At 65.0% G+C, this 15,526-nt stretch carries 12 protein-coding genes and 1 pseudogene; 4 read left to right on the top strand and 9 right to left on the bottom strand.

The genetic code is table 11. The features are described 5' to 3' along the window. The first annotated feature begins 47 nt into the window (after positions 1-47). On the top strand, positions 48-1,172 hold the full coding sequence (locus tag ACMGF5_RS19535) for a mechanosensitive ion channel family protein (RefSeq protein ID WP_046785533.1): 1,125 nt from the start codon (positions 48-50) through the stop codon (positions 1,170-1,172). Positions 1,173-1,196: 24 nt separating this feature from the next. Here the strand turns inward: ACMGF5_RS19535 and ACMGF5_RS19530 are convergent, their stop codons facing one another. Next, a complete protein-coding gene (locus ACMGF5_RS19530; RefSeq protein ID WP_119688785.1) occupies positions 1,197-1,577 on the bottom strand; it encodes a termination factor Rho in 381 nt (126 codons plus the stop codon). 215 nt (positions 1,578-1,792) lie between these two features. Here ACMGF5_RS19530 and ACMGF5_RS19525 point away from each other — a divergent pair, with 215 nt between their 5' ends. The 3 genes from ACMGF5_RS19525 to ACMGF5_RS19515 are packed head-to-tail and all read left to right on the top strand — an operon-like array spanning position 1,793 to position 6,902. Further along, positions 1,793-3,268 (top strand): MFS transporter, encoded by a 1,476-nt coding sequence (locus ACMGF5_RS19525; protein ID WP_346640082.1) that lies wholly within the window; start codon positions 1,793-1,795, stop codon positions 3,266-3,268. Positions 3,269-3,284: 16 nt separating this feature from the next. Continuing rightward, entirely contained in the window at positions 3,285-5,138 is a 1,854-nt protein-coding gene (locus ACMGF5_RS19520; protein WP_414157104.1) for an ABC transporter ATP-binding protein, read from the top strand. Between the two features lie 3 nt (positions 5,139-5,141). Beyond that, a complete protein-coding gene (locus ACMGF5_RS19515; RefSeq protein WP_414157103.1) occupies positions 5,142-6,902 on the top strand; it encodes a S8/S53 family peptidase in 1,761 nt (586 codons plus the stop codon). A 34-nt stretch (positions 6,903-6,936) separates the two neighbouring features. Here the strand turns inward: ACMGF5_RS19515 and ACMGF5_RS19510 are convergent. The 8 genes and pseudogenes from ACMGF5_RS19510 to ACMGF5_RS19475 all read right to left on the bottom strand — a co-directional run. After that, a pseudogene (locus ACMGF5_RS19510) lies at positions 6,937-7,077 on the bottom strand (DUF6021 family protein); the annotation flags it as partial. A gap of 297 nt (positions 7,078-7,374) precedes the next feature. Beyond that, the gene (locus tag ACMGF5_RS19505) at positions 7,375-8,157 is read right to left on the bottom strand and encodes a cyclase family protein (RefSeq protein ID WP_115275122.1); all 783 of its coding nucleotides are present in this window, start codon (positions 8,155-8,157) and stop codon (positions 7,375-7,377) included. Beyond that, a complete protein-coding gene (locus ACMGF5_RS19500) occupies positions 8,154-9,137 on the bottom strand; it encodes an NAD-dependent epimerase/dehydratase family protein (RefSeq protein WP_115275123.1) in 984 nt (327 codons plus the stop codon). The genes ACMGF5_RS19505 and ACMGF5_RS19500 overlap by 4 nt, the downstream gene beginning before the upstream one ends. Further along, the gene (locus ACMGF5_RS19495; RefSeq protein WP_414157102.1) at positions 9,128-10,120 is read right to left on the bottom strand and encodes a fumarylacetoacetate hydrolase family protein; all 993 of its coding nucleotides are present in this window, start codon (positions 10,118-10,120) and stop codon (positions 9,128-9,130) included. The genes ACMGF5_RS19500 and ACMGF5_RS19495 overlap by 10 nt, the downstream gene beginning before the upstream one ends. Further along, the gene (locus ACMGF5_RS19490; protein WP_046785541.1) at positions 10,117-10,689 is read right to left on the bottom strand and encodes a cupin domain-containing protein; all 573 of its coding nucleotides are present in this window, start codon (positions 10,687-10,689) and stop codon (positions 10,117-10,119) included. The genes ACMGF5_RS19495 and ACMGF5_RS19490 overlap by 4 nt, the downstream gene beginning before the upstream one ends. A gap of 70 nt (positions 10,690-10,759) precedes the next feature. After that, complete coding sequence (locus ACMGF5_RS19485; RefSeq protein ID WP_174141432.1) at positions 10,760-11,950, bottom strand: MFS transporter; 1,191 nt, start codon at positions 11,948-11,950, stop codon at positions 10,760-10,762. Further along, the gene (locus ACMGF5_RS19480) at positions 11,940-14,438 is read right to left on the bottom strand and encodes an efflux RND transporter permease subunit (protein WP_115275125.1); all 2,499 of its coding nucleotides are present in this window, start codon (positions 14,436-14,438) and stop codon (positions 11,940-11,942) included. Before ACMGF5_RS19480 ends, ACMGF5_RS19485 begins: the two co-directional genes overlap by 11 nt. 3 nt (positions 14,439-14,441) lie before the next feature. Beyond that, positions 14,442-15,503 carry a WD40/YVTN/BNR-like repeat-containing protein gene (locus ACMGF5_RS19475; protein ID WP_414157101.1) on the bottom strand — a complete coding sequence of 354 codons (1,062 nt, stop codon included), beginning with the start codon at positions 15,501-15,503 and terminating at the stop codon, positions 14,442-14,444. Positions 15,504-15,526 lie beyond the last annotated feature (23 nt).

Here is a 15,526-nt window from a genome sequence, read left to right as displayed (position 1 = left end):
ACTGCACGTGCGAATTCACTCAAGGGCAACCAGGAGGCCAATCGCTCATGAACGATCGCATCATCGAATTTTTCACCGACACCACCGTGTTCGGTATTTCCATCCTCAACCTGCTGCTGGCGCTGGCTGTCGCCGCACTGACCTTCCTGGCCACCCGGGCGGCCATCAGTTTTTTGCTCAGGCGGGTGCAGCGCTGGTCCGAGCATGACGGTGCGCTGAGCCAGGTAATGGCCAAAGTGCTGTCCGGCACCAGCAACTTCCTGCTGTTCCTTGCCTCTGTACTGGTAGGCCTGAGCATGCTCGACCTGCCCGAGCGCTGGCTGAGCCGGGTGGGCAGCCTCTGGTTCGTGGTGGCGGCGCTGCAGATCGGCTTGTGGGTCAACCGCGCCATCGGCCTGGGCCTTAACCGTTACTTCGCCCGGCACAGCACCGCGGGCCTGAATCAGGGCAGCGCCCTGGCCACCCTGGCGGGGTGGGGCGCACGGGTGCTGCTGTGGTCGGTGGTACTGCTGGCCATGCTGTCGAACCTGGGCGTGAACATCACCGCCTTCGTCGCAAGCCTGGGCGTGGGCGGCATTGCCGTTGCGCTTGCCGTGCAGAACATCCTCGGCGACCTGTTCGCCTCGCTGGCGATTGCCGTGGACAAGCCGTTCGAGGTGGGCGACTTCATCGTCATCGGCGCACTGGCCGGCACCGTCGAACAGGTCGGGCTGAAGACCACGCGCATCCGCAGCCTGGGCGGTGAGCAGATCGTCATGGCCAACGCCAGCATGATCAGCAGCACCATCCAGAACTACAAGCGCCTGCAGGAGCGGCGCATCGTCTTTGAGTTCGGCCTGTCTTACGACACCCCGACCGAAGCAGTGAAAAAAGCCCCGGCCATTGTCGAAGAAGCGATCAAGGCACAAGAGCAGGCGCGTTTCGACCGCGCCCACCTGCGCGGTTTCGGCAAAGAGGCGCTGGAATTCGAATGCGTCTACATCGTCAAGGACCCAGGCTACAACCTCTACATGGACATCCAGCAGGCCATCAACTTCCGCCTGCTCGAACGGTTCTCCAGAATCGGCGCAAAATTCGCGGTACCGGTGCGGGCGATCAAGGTCACAGCGCTGCCGCAAGGGGCCGATGCCCTGGGCCAGGGCATCGAGGGGCGGGGCTTCAAGGAGGCCTGAGCGGCACTTGGGCTCTGGCCGCTTTCAACCGTGCCTGCGCAGGGCTTCGACCAATTGGGCCTTGGTCATGCTGGAGCGCCCCTTGATGTCCTTGCTGCGGGCCTCCTTCATCAGGCTTTCCTTGGTCTGGGTCTGCAGGGACGAGCCTGATGCGCGGGCATGGCCCTGACGGGTTTTGGCCGCACGCCTGGCGGAATCAGAACGCGCGGTGCTCTTTTCGCCGGGCGTGGTCTTCTTGCCTGAGCCCCCAGCTTTCTCGCCACCTCCGGACTGCTTGTTGACGGTAGCCCATGCGCGAGCCTCGGCCTCATCCTTGGAGACCCCCTTATGCTCATAGCTTTCTTCTATGTGCTCAGCCTTGCGCTTTTGCTTTTCGGTGTATTTGTCCTTGTCTCCACGTGGCATGACATTTACTCCTCTGTGGTTGGAATTCCGGGCTGCAGGCACAACCTTGAGACCCTGTGATTTTGAGGGCGTGGGGCCGTAAATGTTCACCGTGGCATGCCAAACTGGGCTGATGGCCTGCCCCGAGCGAAACGAATCAAACTTTTATCCGCCTATGGGCTCTTCTGAAAGACGCTGACCCAACAGCCCTGCCCCGTCAGCCAACAGGACGTGCCATGACGACCCACGCCTTGCAGCAACCAGCCGGCGCTTCTGCGCAGGAGCGCTTCTACAGCACCGACATTCCGGCCCGCCTCGACCGGCTGCCGTGGACGCGTTTTCACACCTTGCTGGTCATGGCGCTGGGCATCACCTGGCTGCTCGACGGCCTTGAGGTGACTTTGGCCGGCTCGGTGTCGGGCGCCCTCAAGGCCAGCCCGACGCTGGCAATGACCAATATCCAGATCGGCCTGGCAGGCGCAGCCTACATCGCCGGAGCCGTACTGGGTGCATTGCTGTTCGGCTGGCTAACCGACCGTCTGGGGCGGCGCAAGCTGTTCTTCATCACGCTGGTGCTGTACATCGGCGCAACGGCTGCCACGGCGTTCGCCTGGGACCTGTGGAGCTTTCTGCTGTTTCGCTTGCTCACCGGGGCCGGCATCGGCGGGGAGTACACCGCCATCAATTCGACCATCCAGGAATTCACCCCGGCGCGCTACCGCGGCTGGGTCGACCTGACCATAAACGGTACGTTCTGGATCGGTGCAGCGTTGGGTGCAGTGGGCGCAGTGGTTTTGCTCGACCCAGCGGTGCTGGGCGGCGAACTGGGCTGGCGGCTGTGTTTCGGCATTGGCGCGGCACTCGGCTTGCTGATCCTGCTGATGCGCCTGTGGATACCGGAAAGCCCACGCTGGTTGATGATTCACAATCAGCCGGAAGAGGCCGAGCGCATCGTCGCCGCCATCGAGCGCCATTACCACCAGCGCGGCATCCCCATCCCCCCGCTGCAAAGCCCGGCCCTGCGCCTGCGCGCACGCGATCACACGCCACTGCGCGAGGTGTTCCAAAGCCTCTTCGTGGTGCACCGGCGGCGGGCACTGGTCGGGCTGACACTGCTGAGCGCCCAGGCCTTTTTCTACAACGCGATCTTTTTCACCTATGCACTGGTGCTGACCGACTTCTACAACGTGCCGCCTGCCCAGGTAGGCTGGTACATCCTGCCGTTCGCCTTGGGCAATTTCTGCGGGCCGTTGCTGCTAGGCCGGCTGTTCGACGTGGTCGGGCGGCGCATCATGATCAGCTCGACCTACCTGCTTTCCGGGGTATTGCTGGCCATCAGCGGTTACCTGTTTCAGCAGCAACTGATCGATGTGACCGAGCAGACCATTGCCTGGATGGTGATTTTCTTTTTTGCCTCGGCAGCCGCCAGTTCGGCCTACCTCACAGTGGCAGAAACCTTCCCGCTGGAAATCCGCGCGCTGGCCATTGCCGTATTCTATGCATTCGGCACAGGGCTTGGCGGCCTGATCGGCCCGACCTTGTTCGGCGCGCTGATCGAGACCGGCGAGCGCCTGAATGTCCTGTACGGCTACCTGATCGGCGCGGCGTTGATGATCATCGCGGCACTGGCCCAGGCGCTGTGGGGCGTGGCGGCAGAACAACGGCCACTTGAACACGTGGCCAGGCCCCTGTCGCAAGTGAGCGATACCTGACCCATTCGGAGACTTTATGCTGCGCGCCTTTGAACGACGGCTCGACCCTTTCCCACCCGACGAGGCTCCACCACCCCCGGTTGGCCTGCTGCGCTTCCTGTGGGCCTGCACGCGAGGGGCTCGCGGCTATGTGCTCGCCCTTGCGCTGCTCAGCGCCGGGGTGTCGATCTATGAAGCCTGGCTGTTTTCCTTCCTGGGGCAGGTCGTCGACCTGCTTTCGGCCTGGCAGGCGGGCGGCGCAGCCGATGGGCAGGAAACCCGGGTGTTGTGGGGCATCGCCATCGTATTGCTGACCAGCATAGGCCTGGTGGCGCTGCGCACGATGGTGCAGCACCAGGTACTGGCAATCAACCTGCCGCTGCGGCTGCGATGGGACTTCCATCGGCTGATGCTGCGTCAGAGCCTGTCGTTCTTCTCTGACGAGTTCTCCGGCCGGGTCACCACCAAAGTGATGCAGACGGCCCTGGCGGTGCGCGAGGTGTTGTTCACCATCATCGAGATCGCACCGGGCATCGGCGTGTATTTCATCGCGATCATCGCCCTGGCCGGCGGCTTCGACCTCAAGCTGATGCTGCCTTTCATTGCCTGGGTCGCGTTGTTCGGGCTAGCCATGCTGTACTTCGTGCCGCGCCTGGGGCAAGTGGGGCAGGAGCAGGCCCACGCGCGTTCGTCGATGACCGGGCGAGTGTCGGACGCCTACACCAACATCACTACGGTGAAGCTGTTCTCGCACTCCAAGCGTGAAGCGCACTTTGCGCGGGCGGCCATGGAAGACTTCAAGCTCACCGGTTTTCGCCAGATGCGCCTGGTCAGCCAGTTCGAGATCGTCAACCAGGCGCTGGTGGTCGGCCTGATCGCTGGCGCTGGCGGCTATGCCCTGTGGCTCTGGCACCAGGGCGAAGTGGGCACGGGCGCCGTTGCGGCGATTACCGCCATGGCACTGCGGGTCAACGGCATGTCGCACTGGATCATGTGGCAGATGACTTCGCTGTTCGAGAACATCGGCACCGTGCAGGATGGCATGGAAACCCTCACGCGCGGCCCGAAGGTGCAGGATGCACTGAACGCCGGGGTGCTCAAGACCACTGGCGGTGCGGTGGACTTCGACAATGTCAGCTTCAACTACAACGGCGAACGTCAGGTACTCGATGGCCTGACGCTGCACATTCGCCCAGGCGAAAAGGTCGGCCTGGTGGGCCGTTCCGGTGCGGGCAAGTCCACGCTGATCAACCTGCTGCTGCGTTTTTACGACGTCGACAGCGGCGAAATCCGTATCGATGGGCAGAACATTGCCAAGGTCACCCAGGACAGCCTGCGCAGCGCCATCGGCATGGTCACCCAGGACACCTCCCTGCTGCACCGTTCCATCCGCGACAACATCGCCTACGGCCGCCCCGATGCGACCGAGCAACAGATCCGCCGCGCCGCAGCCAACGCCCAGGCCGACGCATTCATCGAGCAGCTCAGCGACCGGCAAGGCCACAGCGGCTATGACACCTTGGTGGGTGAACGCGGCATCAAGCTTTCAGGCGGGCAGCGCCAACGCATCGCCATCGCCCGGGTCATGCTCAAGAACGCCCCGATCCTGCTGCTCGATGAAGCCACCAGCGCGCTGGATTCGGAAGTCGAGGTCGCCATCCAGGAAAGCCTCAATGAAATGATGGAAGGCAAGACGGTTATCGCCATCGCCCACCGGCTGTCGACGATCGCCGCCATGGACCGGCTTATCGTCATGGACGAGGGGCGCATCATAGAACAGGGAACCCACAGCGAACTGCTCGCCAGGAACGGCACCTATGCCAGGCTGTGGCAGCACCAGAGCGGTGGTTTCCTGGGTGAGGATCAGGGCGTGGCCGAGGCCATGGAGTAAGCCATGGGCCATTCACGGATTGCCCTTGCCCTGGCGCTGGCTGTCAGCACCGCTGCGCTCGCCGAGCAGCCGTTGCGCCTGCAACAGCTCAAACGCTGCGGCGACTTGATGGACAACCAGCAGCAAACCTGGTGCCTGCGCGTGCAAGGGCTTGGCCAGGCCACGCCGCAGCTGCTGCTCAGCGGCAAGGCAGTGGCCCCGGAGCGTGTCCAGCGCCAGGGGGATACCTTGCGCCTGCAACTGGACGGCACGGCCGTGCAAAGCGGCCCGCTGTGGTTGCAGGACGGCCCGCGTGCCAGCAATGCCGCCTGGCTTACCCTGCGCAACAACCATGTGCTGGCCGCAGGGCCCAAGGAAGTGGCCAGGAACATGGATGGCCTGACCACCTATGTCGATCTGGTCAGCGTGCTGATAGAAGAGGACCACGACGGCCGCCAGGAAGCCGAACGTTTGGCGCGCAAATACGGGGCCAAGGTGGTGGGCAGCATCGCTCCTCTGAACCTGTATCAGTTGCGCCTGCCCGCCCAGGACCTGGTGCAGCGTGACGCGCTGGTATTGCGCCTGGGCGGTGAAACCAGCGTGGATGCGGTGGTGGTGGAGGAATCGGCGGCCGAAGAGGCAGAACACGCCCCCACTGAGGCACCGGGGGCCAGCAAGCCTGCGCAAGGGTCGGACGAATGGGCTGCCAACCGCTTCGTCGATGCGGTGCACTACTACCAGCGGCGCATCCCGGGCCGCCAGGTGCCGGTGCTGCCCACCCCGGTTCGGGTCGGGGTGATCGAACGCAATGTCGACTTCGATACCGCAGATTTCGCCGATTACCTGGGCGCCTGCGACGGGCACCGCACCTGCGTGTATGCCCAGGATGCCAGCAAGCCGGACAACCACGGCACAACCGTCGCCGGCATTCTCGCCGCCGGCTGGGATGACGGGGGCAACACCGGCTTCCTGCGGGGGCTGGACAAGGCGGCAGGTGGTTTCGAGGTGATTGTCGAACGCAACTCCGATGCCGGTATCACCGCCAACATCGCCGCATCGGTGAACCTGGTCGAGGACGGCGTGCGCGTACTCAACTGGAGCTGGGGTATTCACCGCGTCGGTGCGCGCAACGTGCAAGGCGATGAGGTGGATTCCCTGCTGCGCTCCGGGATTGCCATGGGCGGCTATGAAGAGCTGCTCGAGGAGTTCTTTCTCTGGCTGCGCAAGGCCCATCCGGATGTGGTCGTGGTCAACTCGGCCGGCAACGGCGCCTCGTTCTCGGGCACCGACGAGTATCGCCTGCCCTCCTCCTTCATCACCGAACAACTGCTCGTGGTGGGCGGCCATCAACGTAGCGGGCAGGCTTCTGTCCCTGTCGAGTCACCGAACTACGCCGTCAAGCGCAGCACCTCGAATGTAGACATGCGCGTCGACATCACCGCCGCAGCCTGCGCCCACGCCTCGACCCGCCAGGCAGGCCAGCCCGGCGCGGTGCATTGCGGCACGTCCTATGCCACCCCGATGGTCACAGGCCTTGTGGCCGCGATGCTGTCGATCAACCCGCAGTTGCAGCCCGAGCAGCTGCGCATGCTGCTGCGCCGTAGCGCCATGACCATTGGCGGCAATCACGACTTCGAGCGAGAGGACGCCGAAGACCTCACCGCACCGATCCTGCCCTCCGAGCGCAACTTTCAGTTGCATGACCGGGACGTGGGGCGTTCTGCGCGGCTGGACATGCAAAAAGCCCTGGAGCTTTCGGTACAAAGCCGTGAGCGGGTGCGCTGAGCATCACCCAGCACATCCGCGCTCACGGCCTCGATCATGTTGCCTTTTTCTCCACATCCCTGGGCGGCTTGGCCGGCCCTTGGGGATCGACCTGCGGGTCGTCCAGATCCGGTGAGTCCGGGTCAAAGCCCAGGTCATCCTCGGTGTCGGCGTGTTCGGACGAGTGCGGCCCCTTGCCTCGCGCGGTTTGTTGCGCGGTGGAATCATGCGCCGTACCGCTTGAGCCGTCTGGCCGACGGGCATCGTTGTCCCGTTCTACTTCACCTTGGCCTTTTGCCTGGCCTGCTTTTTCGGGCGCTAGCGTGGTTTGCGTCTTCATTGCCCCTCCTCAACCTTTGGCGTGATGCAGCGCTGGCTGCCCCACCGGGGCAACGGCTGCTGTAACAGAGGAAGCCTGGACGCCCGATAAAGTTCACCTCGCCATCGTTGTGCCGGGATGGGCGGCCAGCTCGGCGGCTGGCCGCCAGCCTTGCTAATCGAAGATGGCCACTGCCCGAACGAACCCGGCGGATGCCTGGCGGATCTTGTAGGGGAAGCAACTGACCATGAAGCCATAGGCCGGAAGCTGCTCCAGGTTGGCCAGTTTCTCCATCTGCCCATACCCGATGTCGCGGCCAGCCTTGTGGCCTTCCCAGATGATCGACGCATCGCCCGTGGCGCTGAAACGTTCACGGGTGTACTTGAACGGTGCATCCCAGCTCCAGGCATCGGTGCCGACCACCCTTACCCCCCGCTCCAACAGGTAAAGCGTCGCTTCGCGGCCCATGCCAACCCCGGCTTCGAGGTAGCCGGGCTGGCCAAACAGGCTGCCTGCGCGGGTATTGACCAGCACGATGTCCAGCGGCTGCAGTTGATGGCCGATGCGAGCCAGTTCGGCCTCCACCTGCGCCGCCGTCACCACGTGGCCGTCCGGCAAGTGGCGAAAATCCAGCTTCACACCCGGCTGCAGGCACCACTCCAAAGGCAGCTCATCGATGCCGAACGCCCGCTCGCCGCCATTGGTGGTGGACGCATAATGCCAGGGCGCATCCATGTGCGTACCGCTGTGGGTGGTGATCTGCAGCCGTTCAGCTGCCCACGACTCATCGCCCGGCAGGTCTTCCTTGCGCAGGCCAGGGAACATCGCGGCCATTTCCGGCCAGCCCTGCTGGTGGTCCATGTAGTCGATCTTTGGCAGCAAAGGCGGTGGGTCAGTGTAAGGGTTGTTGTCCAGGGTTACAGAAAGGTCCAGCAAGCGACGCTTGTTCACGTTCATGCACACATTCCTTTACGGGTTGCCGCAATGCTGCGGCGCGGTGGCAGATCAAGGGCGTTGCGCAGCAGGCCAAGCACTGAGCCGTCATGGCAGAAGCCCAGCTTGCGGGCCTGGGTTGTGCGCAAGGGTGGATAACGACCGAACAGCGCTTCGAGCTGTGGCTCGGGAGCGAAGCTGATGCATGCATGGTTCTCGTCGCCAAGGCAGGCCTGCAGCCCGGCAAGCACCTGGGCGATCGACAAGTGCAGCACGGGCAACTGCCAGATCCGCCCGTAGCCCGGGTCTTGCAGTTCGGCGGCATGCAGCAGGTTGTCCACGCAACAGCGCGCCGACATCCACCAGGCGCTTGCTTGAGCCGAGACCGGGCAGGTATAGGGTTCGCCGGCCGCATAGGCGTGCAACAAGTCGCTCATGAACGCCGAGCGCAGCCCGTTCGGCTCGCGCGGGCGGGCGACGATGCCGGGCAGGCGCAGCGCGCGGCCGTCCACCTCGCCGCGCCGCGCCAGGTCCTGCAGTGCGATTTCCACCATGCGTTTGTGGGCCGCATAGGACAGTTGCGGCGAGGCCGGCTGGTCTTCATCCATGCGCTGGGGCAGATCGCCGCCATACACCGCAACGCTGCTGGCGTACACCAGCACTGGCGGTCGCCGGGCATTGCGCAACTGGTCGAGCAGCTCCAGGCTGCCCTGCAGATTCACCTGGTAACCCAGCTCGTACTGCGCCTCTGCGGCGCCCCCGGGCAGACTGGCCAGGTGGAACACCACATCCACACCATCGGCCAGCGCCCGGCGCAACAAGGCAGGGTCGGTGACACTGCCGTAATGGCGCCGTAGCCGCGCATCGTCGGGCAACCCGTCCAGTTGCTGGTCCAGCACCAGCAATGCCTGGATGCGCTGCCCGCGCAGCGTCCCCGCCTCCAGCAGGCGCCTTACCAGCTGGCGACCGAGGAAGCCATTGGCCCCGCTGACCATCACGCGCATTGCCAACCTCCCGGCACCACACGCTGCTCGATGGCGCCGAACAGCACCTCGCCTGAGGTATCCCGTGCCTCCATCCGCACGCGGTCGCCGAAGCGCATGAAGGCCGTGCGCGGTGCACCGTGGGCGATGGTTTCAATGGCACGGCGCTCAGCGATGCACGCCGACCCTACGGAACGGTCCGCGTTGGACACGGTACCCGAGCCGATCAAGGTGCCGGCGCTAAGGCGCCGGGTCAGCGCCGCGTGAGCGATCAGTTGGTGGAACCCGAAATGCATGGCTCCGCCATGGGGGTGGCCGAACCACTCGCCTTTCCACTCCACGTTCAGCGGCAGGTGCACACGACCGTCGCGCCAGGCGTCGCCGAGTTCGTCGGGGGTAACCGCCACCGGAGCAAAGCTGCTGGCGGGCTTGGCCTGGACAAAGCCGAAGCCGGTCTTCATTTCCCTGGGCGCCAGTGCGCGCAAGCTGACGTCGTTGAGTTGCAGCACCAGACGCACATGCTGCAAGGCCCGGTCCGGCGGGCAGCCCATGGGCACGTCGTCGACCAGCACCGCGAACTCGCCCTCGAAATCGATGCCGTGGGCCTCGCTGGGCAAGGGAATGTCGGCCCGCGGCCCAAGAAAGTCGTCGCCGGCCCCCTGATAGATCAACGGTATGTGCTCGACGCCATCGATGGGGTCCAGGTTGAAGGCCTTCTGCATCAGCTCGCCGTGGCTGAGGAAGGATGAAGCGTCCAGCCACTGCCTGGCCTGGGGCAGCGGCGCGGCGAGCAGTGCCAGGTCAAGGTCGAACGCACCCGGGGCCTGCCCGGCGTTGAGCTGCTCATACAATTGCTGCAGGTCGCCCTCGACCTGCGCCCAGTCGTCCAGGGCAGCCTGCAGCGTAGCGGCGATGCTGCTGGCCTCCACCGCCCGCTCCAGGTTGCGGGCAACCACCAGCAGGCGGCCAGCGCGGCTACCGTCATTGAGTGTGGCGAGCTTCATGGCAGCACCTCCTTGAGCTGCTCGGCGTAACGACCGTCAAGCAGGATGAATACCATGCGGGCCATCTGCGCGGTGCGGTTGCTCCAGGCATGATTGGTGCCGCGCTGCACGACGATGTCACCCCGCTTGAGGTGTACCTCGTCGCCGTCCAGCACCAGCCACACCTCACCTTCAGTGACGATCCCGTAATCCAGGGTTTCTGTGCGGTGCATCAGTTTGTGCTTTGAATCAGCGTTGCCCGTGCCGGCATGCGCTTCGCCGATTTCGGCGAAGGCGGCCGCCGCCTGCTCAGCGCTGACCTGGTTCTGCAGGCTGTCCGGCGGGATATCCACCACGCGGATCACACTGCCCAACGGGCCGGGGCTCAATTGCAGGGGCCGGGCGGTCGGGTCGTCGCCGTTATCCAGCAGCGCCGGGCTGCCGGCACTGTTCCACACTTCGTAGAACACCGTGCCAGGCACCGCCTTGAGCGCAAAGTCATGCGCCGTAGGGCCACAACTGGCCACCACCGCCTGCCCTTGGGAGTCGTGGCCGGTGACGACGCGTTTGAAGGTTGCAAGTGACTGCATGCTGTCTCCTGTCAATTACCGTGGCCGGTGCCAGGGGCGGCACCTGGGCCTGTGTTGGAAAGCTGATCGTTCACAGCGCCCCCACTGCGCCCGCCGCGCGGGCGCGACGCAACAGCAGCAGGCACAGCGGCGCCAGGATCAGTTGGCTGAGGGCAACCAGTAGCAGCGCCTGGGGCAGATGCGGCGCCGCGCCGCCGGTCAGCGCAAGCACCAGCAAAGGGCTGATGAATTCACCGGCGAAAATCGCTGCGGTGAAGCCGCCCGTGGCCCGGCCGCGCTGGTCGAAACCGACGTGCTGCATGACCTGGCTGATCAGGGTGGGCAGCAACAGGCCCACGCCCAGGCCATTGACCAGTACGGCCAACACCACCATTGCGTGGCTGGTGGAAAGCGCCATCAGCCCGCCGCCAAGCCCCGCCGTGGCAAACCCCAGCGCCAGCAGGCGGCCAGCAGGCTGGCGGGCCAGCAAACGGAAGGCCAGTGCGCCGGCCAGCACGCCGAGCTGGTTGGCGCCCATGGTCAGGCCCACCTGCTGGGGCGCATCCACCTGCAGCAGTTGCAGCAGGTAACCAACCTGCACCGGTACGATGAACAGGCTCACACCTGCCAGGCCGGTCAGCAGGTAGATCGGCGCCAAGGCGGCCCAGGGAAAGCGTGAAGCCTGGGCGTGTTGAGGTTCGACACGGCGGGCCTGAGGTTCCCACAACAGCAAGGCCATCAGCGGCAGGCACAACACGCCGACTGCATACAGCGCGAACGGCGTACGCCAGCTGTTCTCGCCCAGTGCCCCGCCCAGCCCCATGAACAGGGCGGCTGACAGCGAAGTGGCGACCATTTGCAGGGCAAACAGGCGCTCCCGGCGCTGGCCATCGAAGTAGTCACCCATCAATGTGGTGCAGCAGGTCATGATCCCGGCTTCGGCCAGGCCAATGCCGGCGCGGCTGGCGATGATCAGGCCAAGTGAATCCAGCCACAGCGGCAGCACCCCGCAGACGCTGTAAAGCAGCATGCTGGCGAGCAGCAAAGCCCGTCGGCCGACACGGTCCGCCAGCATCCCGGCCCATGGTGCCGCCAACGCAATCACCAGCGCAGGCAGCGTCAGCACGACCGGTACCAGCACCGCGACGCCGGGCGTCTCGGTGAAATGCATCTGCATGCGTGGCAGCACAGGCGCGATCAGCACTGCCCCCAGCACCGGCAGGCAGCTGCCGAACAGCAATAGCAGCGCCTGAACACTGCCGGCGATACGTTCAGCGGCCATGGCTCACCTCCTCCAGCGAATGAAGCTTCGCCTGGCGCGGGGTGAGTTCAGCGCCTGCCAGGCACTGTTGCGACAAAGGCTCACGAGCAGGCAACACCGGATCCGCCTGCGAACGCACCTGGCCTTGCGGCAGCAGGAAGTAGGCCAGTGCCGGCAGCAGGACCAGTGCCCCGACCATGTTCCACACGAACATGAAGGCCAGCAGCACGCCCATGTCTGCCTGGAACTTGATCGGCGAGAAGATCCAGGTGCCCACCGCAATGGCCAGGGTCACGCCAGTCAGCATCACCACCTTGCCGGTGAACAGCAGCGCGCGGTAATACGCCTGGGAAAGGCTCGCCCCCTGTCGCAGCTGGGCCAGCACGATGCTCATCACATAGAGCGCGTAGTCCACTCCGATGCCGACGCCGAGCGCGATCACAGGCAAGGTCGCCACCTTCACGCCGATGCCCAACGCCACCATCAACGCTTCGCAAAGGATCGAGGTGAGCACCAGCGGCAACACCGCGCAAAGCACCGCACGCCAGGAGCGGAAGGTCACCAGGCAAAGCAGGATGACGGCCCCGTAAACCCACCAGAGCATGTCGCGGTTGGCCTGTTTCACCACCTGGTTGGTGGCGGCCTCGATGCCGGCGCTGCCGGCAGCGAGCAGGAAGGTGGCCTGTTCGCTGTCGTTGTCGCGGGCAAAGGTCTGCACGCTGTCCACCACCCGCGCAAGCGTGTCGGCCTTGTGGTCAGTGAGGTAGGCATAGAGCGTGAGCAGGCTGCAGTCATCGTTGTACAGCCCGCGCGGGGCGTTGGCGGTGACCATGTTCAGGGTCGCCTGGTTGTTCACCAGCTCGTACCACTTCGGGCTGCCTTCAGACAGGCCAACCAGTACCCTGCGGTTGAGCAGCGCCAGTGAGTTGGTCGAGTCCACGCCCGGCAGGCCGCGCAACTGCCAGTCAAGGTCGTCCACACGCTTGAGGGTATCGTAGGCCGAGCAGCCGCCGGCTGGCGTGCGCACCATCACCGCAAACACGTCACTGCTGGCACCGTAATGCTCGGTGATGAAGGCGTTGTCGCGGTTGTAACGCGAGTCCGCACGCAGCTCGGGGGCGCCAGCATCCAGGTCACCGACCTTCAGGTGCAGGCTCACGGCGAATCCGCCAGCGGCCATCAGTACCGCCAGTGCAATGCACCACGCCGCCCAGCGGCGCCGGGTGAAGTGGTCCAGCAGGCGCCACATCGCGTGCTTCTGCGCCCCGCTTGCCTCCGCCTCTTCGGCGCGCAGGCTACGGCGCGCACCTCGGGCGCTGACGCCGACATAGGAAAGCAGCACCGGCAGCAGGATCAGGTTGGTGAAGATCAGCACCGCCACGCCGAGGCTGGCGATGACGGCAAGGTCCTGGATCACCTGGATACGGATGATCATCAGCACCGCAAAACCCACTGCATCACACAACAGCGCAGTGAGCCCGGCCAGGAACAGCCGGCGGAAGGTGAAGCGCGCCGCCACCAGGCGGTGCATGCCGCGGCCGATGTCCTGCATGATGCCGTTCATCTTCTGTGCGCCATGGCTCATGCCGATGGCGAACACCAGAAACGGCACCAGCACCGAGTACGGGTCCAGTTCGTATCCCAGCACCGGCAGCAGGCCCATTTGCCAGATCACTGCCACCAGTGAGCAGGTCACCACCAGCGCCGTACTGCGCGCACATCGGGTGTACCAATAGAGCACGACAGCCGTGATGGCGATGGCGGCGGCGAAGAACAGCAGGATCTGCCTCAGCCCATCGATCAGATCGCCCACCACCTTGGCGAAGCCGGTGATGTGAATCTGCACACCCTGCTGCTGGAAGCGTTCACGCAGGGTTTCCAGTTCGCTGGCGAAGGCGGTGTAGTCAAGCGCCTTGCCGTCCGGCGTCGTTTCCAGCAGCGGCACGTAGACGATGCTCGAACGCTGGTCGAAGGCCACCAACTGGCCGATCTCGTTGGAGCGTTCGACGTTGCGCTTGAGCGCTTCGAGGCTCGCGAGGCCGCCGTCATAGCCGTCGGGGATCACCGGGCCGCCTTCCAGGCCCTCCTCGGTCACCCCGGCCCAGCGGGTGGAGGGGGTCCAAAGCGACTTCATCGCCGCACGGTCGACGCCCGGCAGCAGGTACACCGCGTCGTTGAGCTGCTGCAGGCTGTGCAGATAGTCCTTGTCGTAGATGCTGCCACTGGGGTTGGCCACGGCGATGCGCACCGCGTTGCCCAGGCCGGCAAGTTCCTGGCGGTGTTCCAGGTAGTTGTGGACGAATGGGTGATCGCGCGCAATCGTCTTCTCGAAGCTGGCGTTGAGCGTCAGGCGCGTGGCCTGCCAGCCAAGCAGCAAGGTCGCGGCCAGGCACAACAGCAGGACCAGCGCCCGGTGGTTGAACAGTGCACGCTCCAGCAGCGACCCGGACATGTTGTCGAAGTCATCGAGACGGCCGCTGCAAGGCGCGGGCGGATTCATGGCATGCATGGCTCAGTCCTTCGTGGAAGAGGAAGAAGAAGGTGCCAGGCGGCGTGCACCGGCCATGCCGACGGCGACGATGGAACCGTCGGCGGCAGTGGTGGCGGCAGTCAGTGGCAGGCCATCGGAGACCGGCAAGGGATGCGCGGCAAAGTCGCTGAGGCTGCTGCGCAGCAGCATCCCGGCCTGGTTGGCCAGCAACACGTGATCACCGGCGACGCGGATGCCGTTGAGCGAAGCAGGAATCGGGTTGGCCAACGCCTGGAAACTGGCACCGCCGTCATCGGAGGCAAACAACGAACCGCGCAACCCGCCGACCAGCAGCCGCCCGTTGGGCAGCACGCTGGCAGCGAAGTAGCTCCCGTCATAAGGGCCTTGCAAAGCCTCGAAATGAGCACCGGCATCGCGCGAACGCAGCAGCAGGCCCTGTTCGCCGGCGACATACACGTCAGCGCCCTGACGTGCCAAGGCATACAGGTGCAGGCCGCGGCGGTTGGGCAACAGGCCCATGCCGGACTGCCAGCTGCGCCCGCCGTCGGCCGTGATCATGGCCAGGCCGTAGGCGCCCACGACCAGGCCGTGCTGCGCATCGGCAAAGCTCAGCGCCAGCAACGGCTTGTCGGCACCGTCGGCCAGCAGCCGTTGTGCCGCGGCCAAACGGCGCTCATCAGCAGATGCCTCGGCTGCCTGCAACTCCAGCGCAGCGGCGCGCTTGCCGTCGAGCTGCAAAGTCCAGTGCTCGCCGCCATCCTCGCTGCGCAGCACTACGCCGGCGTGGCCAACCGCCCAGCCGTTGCGCTCGTCGACGAACTGCACCGCGGTCAGGCTGACACTCACCGGCACGGTCTTGGCCTGGCGCCAGGCCTTGCCGTTGTCATCCGAGAGCAGCACCACGCCACGCTCGCCCACCGACACCAGGCGCGTGCCGGCACGGGCCACATCCTGCAACACCGCTCGCAAGGCCTGGGGGCCCTGCACTGCGGGCTGCGAGAGCACATCCACGCTACCGCCGGCGTAGGCCGGGGGCAGCGCGCAACAGGCGGCCAGCAGCCAGCCATGGAGCATCTTGTTCATCGCACGCAACCTTTTGTTCTTGT

The organism is Pseudomonas sp. BNK-15 (assembly GCF_047456105.1).
GTDB classification, from domain to species: Bacteria; Pseudomonadota; Gammaproteobacteria; order Pseudomonadales; family Pseudomonadaceae; genus Aquipseudomonas; species Aquipseudomonas putida_E.
This window is presented reverse-complemented; position numbering and strand designations above follow the sequence as displayed.

What these genes read in the sequence shown, in the direction of transcription:
- ACMGF5_RS19520 (WP_414157104.1), top strand. Translation starts at nt 3,285, where the DNA reads ATGCTGCGCGCCTTTGAACGACGGCTCGACCCTTTCCCACCCGACGAG.
- ACMGF5_RS19485 (WP_174141432.1), bottom strand. Translation starts at nt 11,950, where the DNA reads ATGGCCGCTGAACGTATCGCCGGCAGTGTTCAGGCGCTGCTATTGCTG.
- ACMGF5_RS19535 (WP_046785533.1), top strand. Translation starts at nt 48, where the DNA reads ATGAACGATCGCATCATCGAATTTTTCACCGACACCACCGTGTTCGGT.
- ACMGF5_RS19525 (WP_346640082.1), top strand. Translation starts at nt 1,793, where the DNA reads ATGACGACCCACGCCTTGCAGCAACCAGCCGGCGCTTCTGCGCAGGAG.
- ACMGF5_RS19495 (WP_414157102.1), bottom strand. Translation starts at nt 10,120, where the DNA reads ATGAAGCTCGCCACACTCAATGACGGTAGCCGCGCTGGCCGCCTGCTG.
- ACMGF5_RS19500 (WP_115275123.1), bottom strand. Translation starts at nt 9,137, where the DNA reads ATGCGCGTGATGGTCAGCGGGGCCAATGGCTTCCTCGGTCGCCAGCTG.
- ACMGF5_RS19475 (WP_414157101.1), bottom strand. Translation starts at nt 15,503, where the DNA reads ATGAACAAGATGCTCCATGGCTGGCTGCTGGCCGCCTGTTGCGCGCTG.
- ACMGF5_RS19490 (WP_046785541.1), bottom strand. Translation starts at nt 10,689, where the DNA reads ATGCAGTCACTTGCAACCTTCAAACGCGTCGTCACCGGCCACGACTCC.
- ACMGF5_RS19515 (WP_414157103.1), top strand. Translation starts at nt 5,142, where the DNA reads ATGGGCCATTCACGGATTGCCCTTGCCCTGGCGCTGGCTGTCAGCACC.
- ACMGF5_RS19530 (WP_119688785.1), bottom strand. Translation starts at nt 1,577, where the DNA reads ATGCCACGTGGAGACAAGGACAAATACACCGAAAAGCAAAAGCGCAAG.
- ACMGF5_RS19505 (WP_115275122.1), bottom strand. Translation starts at nt 8,157, where the DNA reads ATGAACGTGAACAAGCGTCGCTTGCTGGACCTTTCTGTAACCCTGGAC.
- ACMGF5_RS19480 (WP_115275125.1), bottom strand. Translation starts at nt 14,438, where the DNA reads ATGCATGCCATGAATCCGCCCGCGCCTTGCAGCGGCCGTCTCGATGAC.